At 36.3% G+C, this 16,800-nt stretch carries 18 protein-coding genes; 8 read left to right on the top strand and 10 right to left on the bottom strand.

Features of this window, described 5'->3' with window-relative positions; genetic code table 11:
• Positions 1 to 21 precede the first annotated feature (21 nt).
• From ACPF63_RS16350 to ACPF63_RS16335, 4 genes are read right to left on the bottom strand one after another with little or no spacing between them, the layout of a single operon-like run.
• Positions 22 to 1,359, bottom strand: coding sequence for a UDP-N-acetylmuramate--L-alanine ligase (locus ACPF63_RS16350; protein ID WP_426480621.1), 1,338 nt, complete (start codon positions 1,357 to 1,359; stop codon positions 22 to 24).
• Positions 1,360 to 1,365: 6 nt separating this feature from the next.
• Positions 1,366 to 1,803, bottom strand: coding sequence for a hypothetical protein (locus tag ACPF63_RS16345; RefSeq protein ID WP_077414268.1), 438 nt, complete (start codon positions 1,801 to 1,803; stop codon positions 1,366 to 1,368).
• Between the two features lie 16 nt (positions 1,804 to 1,819).
• Complete coding sequence (locus ACPF63_RS16340) at positions 1,820 to 2,626, bottom strand: lysophospholipid acyltransferase family protein (RefSeq protein WP_047373745.1); 807 nt, start codon at positions 2,624 to 2,626, stop codon at positions 1,820 to 1,822.
• Between the two features lie 27 nt (positions 2,627 to 2,653).
• Positions 2,654 to 3,283, bottom strand: coding sequence for an NUDIX hydrolase (locus ACPF63_RS16335; RefSeq protein ID WP_077414149.1), 630 nt, complete (start codon positions 3,281 to 3,283; stop codon positions 2,654 to 2,656).
• Positions 3,284 to 3,709: 426 nt separating this feature from the next.
• Between ACPF63_RS16335 and ACPF63_RS16330 the strand changes: the two genes are divergently transcribed.
• The 6 genes from ACPF63_RS16330 (at position 3,710) to ACPF63_RS16305 (ending at position 9,117) form a co-directional block, all read left to right on the top strand.
• On the top strand, positions 3,710 to 4,528 hold the full coding sequence (locus ACPF63_RS16330; protein WP_426480620.1) for a hypothetical protein: 819 nt from the start codon (positions 3,710 to 3,712) through the stop codon (positions 4,526 to 4,528).
• 115 nt (positions 4,529 to 4,643) lie between these two features.
• Positions 4,644 to 5,042: a hypothetical protein gene (locus ACPF63_RS16325; RefSeq protein ID WP_180565259.1), complete on the top strand. Its 399-nt coding sequence runs from the start codon at positions 4,644 to 4,646 to the stop codon at positions 5,040 to 5,042.
• A gap of 7 nt (positions 5,043 to 5,049) precedes the next feature.
• Positions 5,050 to 5,784, top strand: a complete 735-nt coding sequence (locus ACPF63_RS16320) for a CsgE family curli-type amyloid fiber assembly protein (protein ID WP_426480619.1) — start codon at positions 5,050 to 5,052, stop codon at positions 5,782 to 5,784.
• 11 nt (positions 5,785 to 5,795) lie between these two features.
• Entirely contained in the window at positions 5,796 to 6,206 is a 411-nt protein-coding gene (locus tag ACPF63_RS16315; protein WP_077414270.1) for a curli production assembly/transport component CsgF, read from the top strand.
• A 23-nt stretch (positions 6,207 to 6,229) separates the two neighbouring features.
• Complete coding sequence (locus ACPF63_RS16310) at positions 6,230 to 7,594, top strand: CsgG/HfaB family protein (RefSeq protein WP_426480618.1); 1,365 nt, start codon at positions 6,230 to 6,232, stop codon at positions 7,592 to 7,594.
• An 11-nt stretch (positions 7,595 to 7,605) separates the two neighbouring features.
• A complete protein-coding gene (locus ACPF63_RS16305) occupies positions 7,606 to 9,117 on the top strand; it encodes a carboxypeptidase-like regulatory domain-containing protein (protein ID WP_426480617.1) in 1,512 nt (503 codons plus the stop codon).
• 278 nt (positions 9,118 to 9,395) lie between these two features.
• Here ACPF63_RS16305 and ACPF63_RS16300 read toward each other — a convergent pair whose 3' ends face one another.
• The 6 genes from ACPF63_RS16300 to ACPF63_RS16275 all read right to left on the bottom strand — a co-directional run bounded on the left by ACPF63_RS16300 (position 9,396) and on the right by ACPF63_RS16275 (position 15,520).
• Positions 9,396 to 10,046 carry a response regulator transcription factor gene (locus ACPF63_RS16300; protein WP_228408650.1) on the bottom strand — a complete coding sequence of 217 codons (651 nt, stop codon included), beginning with the start codon at positions 10,044 to 10,046 and terminating at the stop codon, positions 9,396 to 9,398.
• Between the two features lie 215 nt (positions 10,047 to 10,261).
• Positions 10,262 to 10,732 carry an OsmC family protein gene (locus tag ACPF63_RS16295; protein WP_426480616.1) on the bottom strand — a complete coding sequence of 157 codons (471 nt, stop codon included), beginning with the start codon at positions 10,730 to 10,732 and terminating at the stop codon, positions 10,262 to 10,264.
• Between the two features lie 74 nt (positions 10,733 to 10,806).
• A complete protein-coding gene (locus ACPF63_RS16290) occupies positions 10,807 to 12,237 on the bottom strand; it encodes a T9SS type A sorting domain-containing protein (RefSeq protein ID WP_426480615.1) in 1,431 nt (476 codons plus the stop codon).
• A 75-nt stretch (positions 12,238 to 12,312) separates the two neighbouring features.
• A complete protein-coding gene (locus ACPF63_RS16285) occupies positions 12,313 to 13,872 on the bottom strand; it encodes an Rne/Rng family ribonuclease (protein WP_077414165.1) in 1,560 nt (519 codons plus the stop codon).
• A 366-nt stretch (positions 13,873 to 14,238) separates the two neighbouring features.
• A complete protein-coding gene (locus ACPF63_RS16280; protein WP_002984212.1) occupies positions 14,239 to 14,529 on the bottom strand; it encodes an HU family DNA-binding protein in 291 nt (96 codons plus the stop codon).
• A gap of 319 nt (positions 14,530 to 14,848) precedes the next feature.
• Positions 14,849 to 15,520: a response regulator transcription factor gene (locus ACPF63_RS16275; protein WP_077414167.1), complete on the bottom strand. Its 672-nt coding sequence runs from the start codon at positions 15,518 to 15,520 to the stop codon at positions 14,849 to 14,851.
• A 179-nt stretch (positions 15,521 to 15,699) separates the two neighbouring features.
• Between ACPF63_RS16275 and tssO the strand changes: the two genes are divergently transcribed.
• A complete protein-coding gene (tssO, locus tag ACPF63_RS16270) occupies positions 15,700 to 16,236 on the top strand; it encodes a type VI secretion system TssO (RefSeq protein ID WP_077414169.1) in 537 nt (178 codons plus the stop codon).
• An 11-nt stretch (positions 16,237 to 16,247) separates the two neighbouring features.
• On the top strand, positions 16,248 to 16,772 hold the full coding sequence (locus ACPF63_RS16265; RefSeq protein WP_077414171.1) for a type VI secretion system transmembrane protein TssO: 525 nt from the start codon (positions 16,248 to 16,250) through the stop codon (positions 16,770 to 16,772).
• Positions 16,773 to 16,800: the final 28 nt, after the last annotated feature.

The following is a 16,800-nucleotide window of genomic DNA, read 5'->3' as shown; positions in this document are numbered from 1 at the left end:
CATATGCTGAAGCTTTTTTATTTATTTTGTTAAATCAAGACCGCCAAAATTTCCGGAACTCATCATTAAATAAACACCATTCGTTTTATCCAATGTATTCCAATAGGCATGAAGATCTTCAGCATTCGTGAAAACCTTTAAATTTTCATTCTTGAATTTTTCTTTGATAAATTCTGGAGATATAGGCTCCATTCTCTTGATCTTCAAAGCATCTTCAGAGTAGAAAACGATGGCTTCATTCAAGCCGTCCATTGCATGATCATACTGCTCAAGGAAGGCCGGATTTAAGCTGGAATAAGTGTGAAGCTCCAGAAATCCATATTTCTTATCATTTTTGAATTGCTCCGTAAATGCTTTTACAGCTGCCTTCACCTTGCTTGGTGCATGAGCGAAATCTTTATAAAGTATTCCTTTATCTTCTCTTTCTACTTTTTCAAGACGTTTGGATGCTCCTTTGAAGCTCATAATAGCCTCATAGAAGTCTTCATCCATAATACCAAGCTGTCGGCAGATATGTCTTGCTCCTTCCATATTCAACAGGTTGTGGGCCCCAAAAACAGAAAGCGGAACATCTCCCATTTCAGTTTTTAAATACACTTTACCACTATTGATTTCGTATTCAGGAGTGTTGTAAGGGATTTTTCTGAAATAGTTTTCTGCATTTTCCACTACTTTCACTACTTCCGGATCCTCTTCATTGTATACCAGAACTCCACCTGGTGTAATGCTTGCTACAAACTTTCTGAACTGATCAATATAATCATCAAATGTTTTGAAAACATTGATATGATCCCATGCAATACCACTCATCAAAGCGATATTCGGCTGATACAGTAAAAATTTAGAACGAAGGTCGATAGGAGAAGAAAGGTATTCATCACCTTCCAGAACAATGAAATCATTATCCTGAGTCAGTTTTACCATACAGTCGAAACCTTCAAGCTGAGCGCCTACCATGAAATCCACATCTTTCTGGTGGAAATTCAAAACATGAAGGATCATTGAAGTAATGGTTGTTTTGCCATGTGATCCGGCAATGACAACTCTTGTTTTATTTTTTGACTGTTCGTAAAGGAATTCAGGATAAGAATATATTTTCAGACCCAGTTCTTTTGCTCTTGCCAGCTCAGGATTATCCTGGTGGGCATGCATCCCAAGAATAACAGCATCAATATCCGGAGTGATCTTTTCCGGGAACCATCCCATTTCCTGAGGCAGAATTCCTTTCTTTTCCAGGCGGGATTTTGAAGGCTCAAAAATAGCATCATCAGAACCTGTCACCTGATATCCTTTGTCTTTTAATGCAATCGCAAGATTATGCATGGCGCTTCCGCCAATGGCAATGAAGTGGGTTTTCAATTGTATTTACTGTTTTTTAACATTAGTATTAATGATCTGCTGGAAAACTTCAAGAATGTTGTTCCAGTTGGTCTGGTAATTCGGAATAATCATGCTGGCATCCGATTTACTCCCTTCATTTGGACCTTTCTTGATGTTGATGGAAGTTGAAATATTATCGTACAGTTTTTTGCGGTCTTCCTGTATTCTTCTGAAATTGTTCTGAGAAAGAACCTGATCCAGTTTTTTTAAATCTTCATCAGAAATTTTAAAATCCTGTTTATATTTTTTACCCTGCCCTTCAAAAGAGTAGTGTACATTATTCCCTTTTATAAGCATATTTTCATATACAGGAGCATAGCCTCCACTTTTCGAATAGCTGATATCAAAATCCGAATATACCTTCTGGCTGTTGCATGAAACTAATACTATGATTGCAAATAAGATTCCAAGTATTTTGTTCATAATTTTTGTCATTACTTTAATTATTTGAGTCCTTTTGTTCTAATTTTTTAGCTTTAAGTTCTTCATCATAACTGTGTAATAAGTTGAAATCTTCTGTCTGCTCAATGGCAGTCATGATTTTCAATAAAATTTCCGGTGCTTTTTCATTATCATAATCAATATCCAAAGGAGCTTTGAATTCCATCGTAGGTTTTACACCGGTTACCTTTACGCGGAGTCCTTTTTTATCAAAAGCTCTTCTGAATCCGTTTATTTTGATTGGAATTACAATAGGACGCTGATTTTTTACCAATTTGGCAGTTCCTCTTCGTCCCTGTGCAAAAGCGGAAGTAGTTCCTTGAGGGAAAGTCGCTACCCAGCCATTGTCCAATGCTTTCATAATGTTGTCTACCTCACTCATGTCTACCATTCTGTTGACATTTTTCCCTTCAGCTCTCCATGTTCTTTTTACTGTTACAGCACCCGCAATTTTGAAAATTTTGGGAAGAATACCTTTATTCATGGTTTCCTCTGCTGCTACATAGTAAAAATCGATCTTAGGGTTCAATAGGTAGATCGGGTTTTTTATTGTGTTTAAATATCCGTTATTTACAGCACAGAAAGCATGGTACATTGCTGCCACATCTGCAAAATAGGTCTGATGGTTGGATACAAAAAGTACGTTAGAATCCGGAAGATCCACAAGGTGTTCTGTTCCGGTTATCTTTAACTTATTAAAGCCGTTGAATCTTCTGTATGATACAACTCCTAAAATAAAAATAATAAACCTTTTCAAAAAATAAGGTGTTCCGAATGCATCGGTGAAAATATTTTTCTTCGCCATCTCTCAATTAAACACGGTAGTGCAAAGTTACATTTTTTTCAGCAACTGGCTGAATTCACTTAATATCATCGCTGTAGCACCCCAGATAATGTATCCGTTGAAATTGATAACAGGAACCTCATATCCGTTTGCATTAGGCAGTGCCATGATTTCGGGGGTACCAGACAGATTTAGAAAGGAAGTGATGGGAAATTCTATGGTTTCCACAGCTTCCGTCTGCTGAAGAACGAAGGCGGGATTCTTTTTAGTATAAGAAATATAGGGATATACATAAAAATTGCTCGGTGGAATATAAATAGGAGACATTTCTCTGATGATCCTTACATAATGTTTGTCTATTCCAATTTCTTCGGAAGTTTCCCGAACTGCAGTTTCCGCAAAATCTCTGTCCATCTCCTCACGCTTTCCTCCAGGCAGTGAAATCTGCCCGCTGTGTCTGTCGTGTTCGTTAATCGTTCTTTGAATCAATGGAAAATACCATTCATTGTCTTTCAGATACAGAAGGATGTTGACCGCGGCAAATTTGGGATTCTTTGCCAATACTTCATCATAAGTAAAAACGGGGCGGGAGGGAGGTGAGAAAACTCCATGGGCGTGTTCACCAGGAAGCTCTACACTTTTTATTTTTCGTAATAAATCTTTTCCAAAATTTTCCATACCTCAAATTTAACAATATATCTTGAAGAAATAAGGGCCTTAACATTAATTAACCTATGTCGTATTAGAATGAAAAGATGAGTAATTGTGAATTTTGCTTCACCAATGAAAGGTGAATTATTGTGGGGTGGTAAAGATTTTAACACCCGGCACTGTGAAGTTTTACTACTCATGATGAATTTTGAAAAATGAGTGAAAATCGTGGCTGTAGAAAATTTAATATTCACCACTGAATGAGCTACTTACAGTTGTTAAAATAACTCCCGTATTTTTCCGTAACTGAAAACAATGACACCCGTACAACGGCAAATAGTGACCCTTACAACTATAAACAGTGACTTTTGAAATTTACACTTTGATGGTGGTTTTTCATCTTGGCTCAGAGGCTACCTTTGCCTTACTATTAACCAATTAATTTTTACTAAGATGAAAAATTTACTTACAGGTGTATTTACACTATTCGCCATGAGTTTCGGATTTGCACAATTCAATATTGATGTAACTACCCAAACAGGAAACTTAAATGTTGCTACTGTGGATCAGACTGGTCTTTTGAACATCAACTCTTTGACACAGACAGGGAATCGTAATACTGCAGACATTGATCAGGTAGGTATTTTGAACGTTAATACTGCACAAAGTATAGGAAACAGAAACTCAATAGATGTAGATCAGGTGGGTATTGGAAACTCAAATGAAGTAATGCAGATGGGAAACAGAAACTCTGCTTCAACATGGCAGCTTGGAGTTCTTAACTCTACAGAACAAACTCAGATAGGAAGAAGAAATGATGCTTCTTCGGTACAGGTAGGATTAGGGAACTCTGTCGTTCAATATCAGGACGGAAGAAGAAATGATGCTTCAGCTATTCAGTTAGGTAGCGGTAATGAAGCTTACCAGGTTCAGCTGGGAAGAAGAAATGATGCCAGCGGACTTCAGGTAGGAGCCAACAATATCCTTGTTCAGTATCAGGATGGTAATGATAACAGTGCTACTCACGTACAAGCAGGAACAGGTAATATTGCCGCTTCAGTTCAGGTAGGAGATGATAATACCTCTGCTGGATTACAGATCGGTAATGCCAACCAGCTTTATCAGTTCCAGGTAGGAGATTCCAACACAGCTATTGACCTTCAGATGGGTAATGGTAACTTCACCTGGATAGCTCAGAGTGGTGATGGCCATATTCACGTAGGAGCTCAGATGGGTAACGGAAACTCAATGATTGTGAATCAATCCAATTAAGCCCTATAACATATACTGTAAATCTTAGAAATTGTAAAGGAGAAACTACAGGATTTCTCCTTTTTTACCTCCGGTTTTCTTCGGTTTGCGTCAGTATCTTTAATACATAGAGGCCATGTTTACTTTAAGATGGAGTGTTTTTGCTCTTTTCATATTATTGCCATTACAGGCACAGGAAATAGACTGGGATAAGATCAACAGCAATACAATCTTTAATCTTATAGCCAGGCAGCAGATTGATCAGATTTCATACGGTACTAATATCATTCAGATGGGTGATTATAACAATGCCGAGCTTTCTCTTAATGCCAGAACTAATATTGTTGTAAAACAACTGGGAGACTTTAATACACTTTATTTTATCAATTCATTTACAGATAAAGAATCTAAAGCTGCCATTACTGCACAAGGAAACAATAATATTATTGATGTCACGGGAAGCAACAGTATTTCGGATGGAGTTCAGATCAATGTAAAGGGAGACAATAAAACAGTTTTCATGAGAAACTATTAAAATACAAATGATGAAACTTTTATATTCCCTTAGCCTGAGCACATTTTTTAGCTTCCTGTCTGTATGGACTTATGGGCAGGAAGATAAAAAAATAAATGCAAGAATAGAGAGCAGCCTCCTTGAAAATCAGATTATACTGAAAGCAATTGTAATGAACAATACCATCGTTTATAAGGAATTGAATTACCTTTTAGTTTCTATTAAAAAAGGAAATGGCGGGAACCTTTCAAACAATCAGCAGAGTGGTAAATTTTCTGTGAATCCCAATGAAGTTAAAATATTATCGGAAATCAATGTCAATCTTGAATCAAAAGATGCATTGAAAGCCTTCCTTTATATCAGGGATGAAGAAACACAAAAGCTGGTCGCCAAAGACAGTCTGGAGCTTAACAGTGATCTTTTTAAAAAGAAAACAGCAAAGGTAGAAGAAGATGCGGCTTATGAGCTGAGAGGATTGACCATTGATGAAACTAAAACCAAGGTTGGAAAAGATTTTTATGATCTTTTTTATATGCAATACGGCCAGCTTCCGGATAAAAGCATCAGTGCTATTACAATTACAGAACTTCCCCTTCGCGGAACAAGCGGCCAGATTAATATTCAGATTGAGGATAAGATTATTTACAGTTTTATGACCAATCCTGCAGAAGATTATTTAAAAGAGCAGCTGGTCTACAGCTTAAAATATATCAAAGAATTTAACGCTAAGAAAAACCTTATTAAAAATGAATTCATCTACTAAAAATGTCCGCCATGAAAACCTTTATCATTATTTTGACCTTTATTGCAGGTATTTTCTACGGAAAATCTCAGCAGCTCGTCTACAAACCGGTCAATCCGGCTTTTGGAGGAGACACGTTTAATTATCAGTGGCTTTTAAGCTCTGCCAATGCACAAAACCAATTTGACGAAAAAAATGATTTCAGCGATCTGCTGGATCGTGTAAATTCTCTTGACAGCTTTACCCAGAGTCTCAACAGGCAGATTCTCAGTGAGCTTTCAAGAAAACTGTTTGATGAACAGTTTGGTGATGGAAATATAAAGCCCGGAAATTATCTTTTCGGATCGCTTTACTTACAGATTACCAATACTAATCAGGGACTTTTAATCAATATTTTGGATACCAGTAATGGCGATCAGTCCGAGATCGTAATTCCGAAATAGGAATAACTAAAAATAAACTTACCATGACAACCTACACTTACACCAGAATCTTTTTCTGTAGTTTCCTGCTATGCATTCTGCAGGCTTGTAGCTCAATATTTGGTTTACCTTCGGATCCCGAAAAACCAACAATGGGTGAGGTTACTTCCTCTACCGCAGAACTGAAAAACCTTCCCCTTCCCAAAGAAAAAATTGTAATTGGGGTCTACAAATTCCGGGACCAGACCGGCCAGTATAAACCTTCCGAAAACGGAAACAACTGGAGCACGGCAGTCCCTCAGGGAACCACCACCATTCTTATCAAAGCACTGGAAGACAGCTATTGGTTTATCCCTATTGAAAGGGAAAATATTGCCAATCTTCTCAATGAAAGACAAATCATCCGTTCCACACGACAGGAATATATAAAGGATGCAGATAAAAACAGTCAGGCACTTCCTCCTCTTTTATATGCCGGAATTCTTCTTGAAGGGGGCGTAATCTCCTATGACAGCAATATTCTCACCGGAGGGCTTGGAGCGAGGTATTTCGGAATCGGTGCTTCCACACAATACCGCCAGGACAGAATTACTATTTACCTTCGTGCTGTCTCTACTCTTAATGGAGAAATTCTTAAAACAGTTTATACCTCTAAAACTATTCTTTCAACCAGCGTCAACGGAAGTTTTTTCAGATATATTGATACGGAAAGACTCCTTGAAGCTGAGGTAGGACTCACCCAGAATGAGCCCGTTCAGCTTGCTGTGACAGAGGCTATTGAAAAAGCTGTAAAATCTCTTATTGTAGAAGGAATAAGAGATAAAATCTGGGGGAAAGCAGTGGATCCCAATGGAGGATACCAGACTTTAATCAATGAATATAACAGAGAGCAGGAGCAAAATGACGGAAGAGCAGTAGGCGGCAAATATCCGGAGAACTACAGACAGAAAGTTTCTGTATTTGCCAATGTTGAAGGGCAGAAAGTGAAAGATGATTATGTAGGCCCTAAAATGAATGTTGGAGGTAAAATAGGATTCAAATATTTCCTTACTCCCTACCTGAATATAGAATTGAATGGCAGTTATTTTACGCTGGAAAATTCAAATATTGTGAAAAGAAACTATTTCGGTCCCGAAGTGAATCTGGAATATGTGCTTTTTCCTAAATACAGATTCAGCCCATACATTTACGGTGGAGCTGGGGCTATGTATTCAAAATATAAACCTCAATATAAAACACAGTTCGGAGGAGGGCTGGAATATATGATCAGCCGGAATGTTTCACTGAGAGCTTCGGCTCAATATGACCTGGGATTCAAAGATGACTGGGAAGGCCTTGTGAATGGGAAAAGGAAAGATCAGGCTTTACGCTTTGGTATAGGAATCAATTTTTACTTCGGAAACAAATAAAAACACGAATTATGAAAACTTTAATTAAAATACTCAGCATATTCATCTTTGCTTTTTGTCTGTTTTCATGCAATGAAGACCTTGTAGAACAGGCTCAAACAGGAACACTAAAAGGAAAAGTTGTAAAAAGAGGCAGTAATGTGCCGCTTTCCAATGTGAAGATTTTTACCAATCCTACAACACAGACAGTTTTCACTGGTACAGATGGCTCTTTTGAAATAGCAGGCATGCCGGTAGGCAATTATTCTGTAAAAGCAGAGCTTTCGGGATATATTACCAGCTTTCAGTCTGTCAATATACAGAATCAAAATCAAGTGGTAACAGCAGTTTTTGAGATGGATGATGATACATCATTGAATTCTCCTCCCGCTACACCACAGTTGCTAAGTCCGATAGATAACGCAGTGAATCAACCTTTGAGCGTCGAATTAACCTGGAGCGCAACAGATCCGGATACAGCGGATGTTTTAAAATACAGTTTGGCAATTAAAAATAATCTTGACACTAATGTGATTCAGGTTAATGATTTGACAGCGAATCATTATACGCTTTCAAATCTGAAGTTTGGTGTAAGTTACTTCTGGCAGGTGTCTGTTTCGGACGGCATTCACCAGCCAGTTTTAAGCTCTATCAGTAAATTTACTACCAATACGGTACCGGCCAACAGGTATCATTATACCCAAAAACAGAATGGGAATTTTGTGATCATCTCCAGTGATGATCAGGGAAATAATTTCCAGTTTACCAATTCTTCCTACAACAGCTGGCGGCCACGTAAGAACAACAATGCAGGTCTCATTGCTTTCCTTCGTACAGAAGGCGGAAGTACTCATATTTATACAGCCAATCCTGACGGTTCCAATCCTTTTAAAGTAACAACAGTAGCTGTAGCAGGTTTTAATAATTATGAAATGGATTTTGCATGGAGTACAAACGGTAAGGAGCTTATTTATTCTAATTTCAACAAACTGTACAGGATCAATAAAGACGGCAGCGGTCTGAGTCTGGTGTATACCACTCCTGACGGAAGTATGATATCCGAATGCGACTGGAGCTATGATGGTAGTAAAATAGCTTTGAAAACCAACGATTATAACGGCTATAATACCAAAGTTTATGTTATAGATATGACGGGAACTGTTCTTAAAACTGTATTGTCCGGCTCTCCGGGAGCCAGTGGTGGACTGAATTTCTCCGTAGACGGACAGCTTCTTCTCTTTACCCGTGATGTCTCGGGATATCTGGACGGAAGTGGAAATTACCGACAGCTGGATTCACATATTTTCATCTATAATCTTGTCACAGATGTTATAAGTGATATTTCTGCTGAAAGCGAAAAAGTGATGGGAACCAATGATCTTGACCCAAGATTCTCACCGAATAATGCACAGATCATTTTTATGAACACTTCCAATGATAATATTTCGCAAAGAAATGTAATGGTCATTGATCTTAACAGCAGTATGACGGATCTTACCCGAACAGCGCTTTTCAGCAACGGGGAGATGCCGGATTATGAATAATGTTTAAGGTTCAAAGTTTAAAGTTTAAAGTTCAGGTTTTAAAGTTCCAAGTTGTGAGCGGGGATTAGAAATTTGGGTTGTTTGCACATAAACAATAAGTCAAAGTTATATAAGCTTTTTCATAGCTCAATTTCTGATCTCTATGTCTCACTTCTGGTTTTACAATGAATAAGGATTAATAATAAGTTACGCCCTGATTCTAGAATAAAAATGGATTAGGCATAAAAAAATTCCAGACTGTAAAGTTTGGAATTTTTTGAGTTTTTCATGGGAGAATTTCAGTCGATAATATGATTCTCAATAGCATATTTTACAATTCCGACTGAGTTTTTCGCATTGAGTTTCAAAAGAATTCTTTTTCGGTGTGTTTCTACCGTATTGATACTGATAAAAAGTTTTTCAGAGATATCTTTACTGCTGCATCCGTCGCAGATCAGTTTCAGGATTTCCATTTCACGGCGGGTGAGGGGTTCTTTGATGTGGGGATTTTGTTTTCCCTGCTCACTGCTGATGAAATTCATCATTTTTTCCTTTGCATGATCACAGATATAGATCTCATTGAGGAGTAAAACATTAATGGATTTCAGGAACTCATCATAAGTGCAGTTCTTGTCCAGATAACCTTTGATGCCTTTGTTGAAAAGCTTCCGCATATCTATCACGTCATAAGAGCTTCCTATGACAATGATTTTTGTGTTTTTATGTTCAGAAATAATGTTTTCTACCAACTTGCAGATTTCTGTAAGCATGAGCATGTTGGAACTCATGACAAGCATTTCCGATGGCTCTTTTTTTAAGTGTTTGGAGAGGGTTTCTAAAGAATTACAAATGTCAATTGTGCTAAAAATTTTGCTTTGTGTAAGCAGTCTTGATAATCCCTCGGTATAAAGCATGGGCTCATCAAAAATGGTCAATTTTGGTTTCATCATGGTCTGTTTTGTTTATATAAAAATATGAAAAAAAAACTTTATATTTTAAACAAAATTGATAAATAATTTTAATTTATGTTGTTTTTATTAGTAGTTAAATGTTGTTTTTATTAATTATTTAATAAATAATTCTCTTTTTGTGGAGTTTTTTAGAGTTATTACTGTTAAAACGTATTGTTCATCGTTGTTTTTAAAGTTTGTTTTCAAATGTGGTGTCATATAACTAACGTGGTAGGGATATGCTTTACCGGAAAATTAACCGAGTTGGCAATGAAACAATATTCATTGGCTTTATGATGAAGCTGTTCTGCTTTTTCCTTCATAGATTCTTCTGCAACGGTTACTGCAGGGTGTAAAGTTACTTCTGTAAAATATCCGCTTCCACTGGCTGTTTCTGCCATTATACCTGTTGCTTCATCGGTGTAATCTGTCACAATAATGCCAGCCTCGGAACAGAAATGAAGATACCACAGCATATGACAGGAAGAAAGTGAGGATAGAAATATCTCTTCCGGATTATGTTTTGTTCTGTCACCACGGAAAGCAGGATCTGATGAACCCTCGATAATAATTTTGTTTTCTGCAGAAATAGTATGGCTTCTTTCGTAATCTCTATATCCACTGGTTCCGGTTCCCTGATTGCCTGTCCATTGGACGGTGATTTTGTAACGATGATGTTTTTCCATTTTGAATTGAAATAAAAAAAGTATCTGCTAAAATTAAGCAAATACTTTTTTTTAAAATAAAATATGAATTTTTATTAATTTTTGATGAGCTTTCTACTGGTCGTATTACCATTCTCGAAAGTTACCTTTGCGGTATAGATCCCTTTGGATAAGTCTGAAACAGAAGAGTGAGAGTCTTTTATTGTTTTTATTACCTGCCCGCCAACGGAGAAAATTTCTATTTTAGCCACTTTATCCTTTGATGTGAAGATGAGGTTTTGGCTTACGGGGTTTTCAATGGCAATTGCAGAAGAAGACTTACCCGGATTAGTGGTTGCCAATGTCATACTATTAAGAAGGTATTTTACGATATAGCCGCTTCCATTAGCAATGATATTGTTGTCGTTAATGATCATATCTCCAACTGTTGTCAGGTTTGGGTCTGTTTCCACAAAATAATTGAAAACAGGATCTGTTTGTCCGTTTTGAGCAATTTTTGAAATGAAAAATTCACCTCCGTTCTGGGCATAATTCATTCCTCCGATGTAGTAGTAGCCATTTTTTTCAACGATACTCAAAATATCATTCAAAGAGTAAAAGGAAGAATTGAAATTAGCTGTAAATGATGGGTCAAAAGTTCCGTTTGCATTAATTTTGTTAAGACTTCCGGCTGCGTTCGGATCAAAGCTTGAAAAAATAATATTGTTATTGCTGTCAAGGATTGCAGATTGTATATATCCGGGATTGAAAGTTAGATTGACAATACCTGTGTTTCCAAAACCCGTAATAAGCTGTCCGTCTGCGTTATATTTTGCCACAGCACCCACATATGCCGAACCTGTAGGATCTGCCTTGTTGTATCCAAAACCGATAATATTGGATTGGTTGTCTAAAGCGACTAAGTTAAAGTTTGAAAAATTATTGATAAAGCCATTCATTCCAAATGTGGTATCCAGGCTTCCGTTTTCATTCAGTCTGCATATAATCCCTGTAGGATCTTGTAAGGGAATAATTGTTTTCTGTCCGTAAACGATTATTTTGTTATTCTGAAGGACAAGTCCGTACCCCCGAACATTCAGATCAGGATTGATATCAGCAATTTTTGCGATTCCGTTAACGCCAAAGGTATTGTCTAATTGTCCGTTTGGAAGTATTCTGATAACCACTGAGTAGTTGATATTTGCATCAGACGTAAATGCTTGAATTAAAAGTTTGCCATCCTGCTGCATTTTCAGCTGGCTGTCATTGGAAGTGTAAGGTAATTGAATTTCACCGCTGTTTCCGAAAGTGGTATCAATTGTACCAGTGGCGGTTAGCTTTGATAAAAAAGAGGGTGAGGGAGTCATTCCATTATTCTTGGTATAAGTAAAATAAATGTTTCCGTCTGAATTTTGAACCATTTTAGACCAGGCATCATAGTTGGGGGTAGAATAGATACCATTTGAAGCAAAAAGATTGTCTTTAGACACAATCTGGGCAGAGATATTCTGAATCACCAGAATAGCCAGTAATAAAATTTTTTTCATTATTTGTTTGAGTTTTTATGTCTGACAAAAGTAATAAAAAAAACCTCCGGTAAAAACCAGAGGTTGAATTTTGTCTTAATTAGAGAATTCTATTAATTCTTCTTTTTTAGCATTGTAGATTTTGTATTCTAAATATTTAAAAGAATCTCTTGGAACGATGGTTACCCATTTTTTGTATTTGATAAACCATTTCATCTGGATACTTTTAATGCCTTTTGTAAGGTAGGCTTCCACAAATGGGTGTACATGCAGATAGATTTTTCCTTTTTCTTTCTGCAGGATGTTTCTTAAGGTTTCACCCATTCTTTCCACGATAACAATAGGAGCTACAATTTCTCCGTCTTTGTTCGGGTTTTCTTCTTTGGTGTCGATCTGCTTTTCCGGACGGTTTCTTTGTCTGGTGATCTGGATCAGACCAAATTTACTAGGAGGAAGGATTTTGTGGCGTGCTTTGTCGCGCTTCATTTCCTCTTTCAGATGCTCGTAAAGATCTCTTCTGTGATCAGAATTTGGCATGTCTATGAAATCAATAACGATGATACCTCCCATATCGCGGAGGCGAAGTTGTCTTGCGATTTCAGTAGCGGCCATTTTGTTCACTTTCAGTGCATGTTCTTTATTGACAGCGGCTCCGGTAGTAATATTGTTGCCGGAGTTGACGTCAACGACGTGAAGTGCTTCTGTGTGTTCAATAACAAGATAGGCTCCTTTGGAACTTGGAATGTTAACGTGTTTTCCGAAGCTCTGTTTAAGCTGTTTTTCAACATTGTAATATTCCAGAAGAGGAATATGGGAATCATAAAACTGGACAATATTTTTCTTTTCAGGGGCAATTACTTCTACGTAATTTGTCATTTCGCTTACCATTTGCTCATCATCGCAGATGATATTTACGAAATCCTGATTAAAATTGTCTCTTAAAATAGCTGAAGCTTTGTCTTCTTCGCTTAAAACTTTGGATGGAACTTTATTTTTCTGGATGTTTTTAAAAGTGCTTTCCCATTTCTGAACCAGCTGGTTCATATCATTGTGAAGATCCGCTACTTTTTTCCCTTCGGCTACTGTTCTGATGATAACTCCGAAACCTTCAGGTTTGATACTGTCGATAAGGGTTCTCAGTCTTTCCTTTTCTTCAAAACTTCTGATCTTTTTAGAAATAGAAACTTTATTGTCGAAAGGGATCAGAACCAGAAAGCGTCCTGTCAGAGAGATTTGGGTAGAGATTCTTGGGCCTTTTGTAGAAATTGGCTCCTTAGTGATTTGCAGAAGAACTATATCGTCTTTGACGATCACTTTATCTACCGTTCCATTTTTGTCTATTTCGGGTTGTATCTCGAAATTCTTTAAGCTTGAAGTGCTTTGTTTTTTAGAAATAGTATCTTTTAAAAACTTTTTGTATGTAAGATACTGAGGCCCCAGATCCTGATAGTGCAGAAATGCATCTTTGTCATATCCGATATTGACGAATGCTGCATTCAGATTGGGTGCCAGTTTTTTTACTTTTCCTATAAACAGATCTCCAACTATAAAATCGCTTTTGTCCTCTTGCTCATGAAGTTCACATAGTCTTCCGTCTTCCAGTAATGCAATCTTTGTAAGATCATCTTCATGCGAAACTATTAGTTCTTTCTTCATTTTTTAATAAGATAAAATTGTTAAGATTATAGGAAGTGGATGTTTTCTAGATTAATTCATCTATTAAATATAAGGATTTTGAATGAAAACCATTATATGTTTATTAAAATAATATTTGAAACCATCTGCTTTCCGCGGAATCTTATAGTTGCAAACAAAAATATAGTTAGTGAACTTTAAGAATTTAAATCCACCAACTATATTATTATATTGTAAATCTCGAGAAGAGGAGATTATTTTTTCTTATGTCTGTTTGCTCTTCTTCTTTTCTTTCTTTTGTGAGTCGCAACCTTGTGTCTTTTTCTTTTCTTTCCGCTTGGCATAATTTTAATTTTTTAGTAACTAGTTAATATTCAGTTAATGTTCTTATTTTACTGCAACTTTAGTTTTTACTTTCTCAACAAAAGATTTTGAAGGTTTGAAAGCAGGAATGTTATGAGCAGGAATCTCAATTGCAGTGTTTTTAGAAATATTTCTTCCTGTTTTAGCAGCTCTTGTTTTAATGATAAAAGATCCAAAACCTCTTAGATAAACATTATCCCCATTATACATAGAAGTTCTGATCTCCTGCATAAAAGCTTCTACAACTTTCTGTGTTTCATTCTTTTCTGTTCCCAACTTATTTGAGATGGTGTTTACCAATTCTGCCTTTGTCATTTCCTTATTTTAATTTTAAATTTTAGGTGTGCAAATTTAGTTAAAAAAATTGAATACTAGCAAATTAGTGGCAAAATATTTTTATTCAAATCGTTGAGCTTTTAATGTATATGCTATATTAAGGCAGGATTATAACAATTTAACAATAAAATAATCTAGCGGGATAAAGGTACAAAAAAAATAATGAACAAAATTTAATAAATGCCGGCAGCAAAAGGTTCTGCAGGGTTTTCTTACTTTATATTAAGTATTTGTGAACCCTCCTCAGTCTCCACCAGATATCCGGAATTTTAAATTTTAAATCTGAAATCAGAATTTTTTATAAACTGGAATTGTAATATCCGTTTTCTACGCAGAAACGTATAAGATGAAGCTTGGTTTTCAGTCCCAGCTTTTCTGTAAGCCGGTTGATATAAGTGTCAATAGTTCTTGTGCTCAGGTTAAGTTTTTCTGCAATTTCTTTATTGCTGAATCCCTCATAGCAGAATCTCATCAACTGTATTTCAGCCGGAGAAAGCTCTTCCTGGCCCTTTTTCTGCCTGTCCATGTATTCCTGTACTGCAAGGGGCTGCTGCTCCCATTCCTTGGAATAGGTTTGATAATCAAAGTCTTCAGTAGCAATACTTCCTTTAATAATATCCTTTATAATGGTGCTTTTTTTCTGACAATAATAGATATTAGGGATTTTTGAAAGAATTTCAGCCATATCTTCCTGGTAAGTACCGGAATAGGTGATAATAGGAGTTTCTGTGTTGTTTTTTCGGATGTATTTAATGGCTTCAATTCCGCTTAATACGGGCATAAATAGCTCAATGATGAACACATCCTCCTGTCTTCTGTAGATTCTGTTTACCAGCTCGTGTCCATTGTTACAGTCATTCAGAAGCATATAGAAAGGATTCTCCATGAGTGTTTTGATCATTATTTTTTTAAAATAAAAATCACTGTCAGCAATAGAAAAACGTACGGTATTAGATAATATTTTACTCATTCTTAATATCGATTTGGCGAATGATATTTAAAATTTAGAGGTCTAATTTATGAAAAACTTATCAAAGTGAAAATTAATATTAATTTAATCAGGGTTTTCACGAAACAGGTCTGGGGAAACTACGTATTGTGCATGAATTTTTTTTTTTATATTTTCACAGGCCAAACAAATCGCAAATTATGTCTTCTAACAGGGAAAAAAAATTAAACAAATCTGACGTAAGAATAGGCATTTGGAAGTTTATTCTGTCTTTTGTTGTTTTGTCAGTTGTAACTTTTACGTGTTTATTTCTCTTCTTTAAGAGTTATGATATACAACGTGAGGGGATCAGCCGGGATGCTGAAGCCTATAAAGAACTGATGCTTCGAAGTGACGTTCTGAAAGATCACATTGATGATATTTATGACAAAATGAACCAGCTTAGTATTAATAAGGTGGAGAATGAGGTATTCCTTAGAACCAGTATTATGGATAACGTGAGAGATGCCAAAAATATTATGGGCAAAGACAGTGCGCAGAGCTTTAAGCATTATGCTATACTGATGAAGCAGATTGTGCCTATGATGACCTTAAAGGCCAAGATCATTGAGGTAGAGTATAAGAAAAAAACAGTTCTAAGGGATCTGGATGAATGTATGGGTAAAATAAAAGTAACCAATAACGAGCTTAGAAAAGACCCTACAAGAAATTTCACAGGAAGTAAAAGGAGAAGATAAAAAATAAAGATATGCAAGGACAAATCACATTATCAAAAAAAGAAAGGCATTATCAGTTTTTTTATTTAATACTGATGCTTGTGACTGCCATGTTATTTTTGGGAGTCATCTTTTTAAAAGGTTTTGTATCTCCATTTTCTGATGAAGATGTAAGAGGAATTCAGAATCTTGAACAGAAGGCCGAATTTGAGCGTCATCAAAAAATTGTTATTCCTATCATGGACAGTACCTATACGATGATCACGAAGCTTACCGATGACGGTCCTCAACCATTTATAGAAAATAATATTCAATTAGGGGTTAATGACATTAACAGCTATTTTAACAGTACCGATGTTATTGATATCAGAAAAGATGCTTATCCTCAGATTGCAAAATTCTATAAAATGTACTATGATGACAAAAAAGTTATTTCAACTACTTCAGAAGACATTAAAATCTTTCAAAAGCAGGTGGATGAATGCAGAATCGGATTTAAGGATAAGCAAAATAAGCTTTATCAGCGTGAGCAGGATCTGAAAGCAAGAGTACAATAAGTAATAAATACCAGGAACTTTACATAAA

Origin of the sequence: Chryseobacterium sp. R2ACT005 (assembly GCF_049949215.1) — a bacterium.
GTDB lineage: Bacteria > Bacteroidota > Bacteroidia > Flavobacteriales > Weeksellaceae > Chryseobacterium.
The sequence above is the reverse complement of the archived record's forward strand: the minus strand, read 5'-3'. Positions and strand labels throughout refer to the sequence as shown.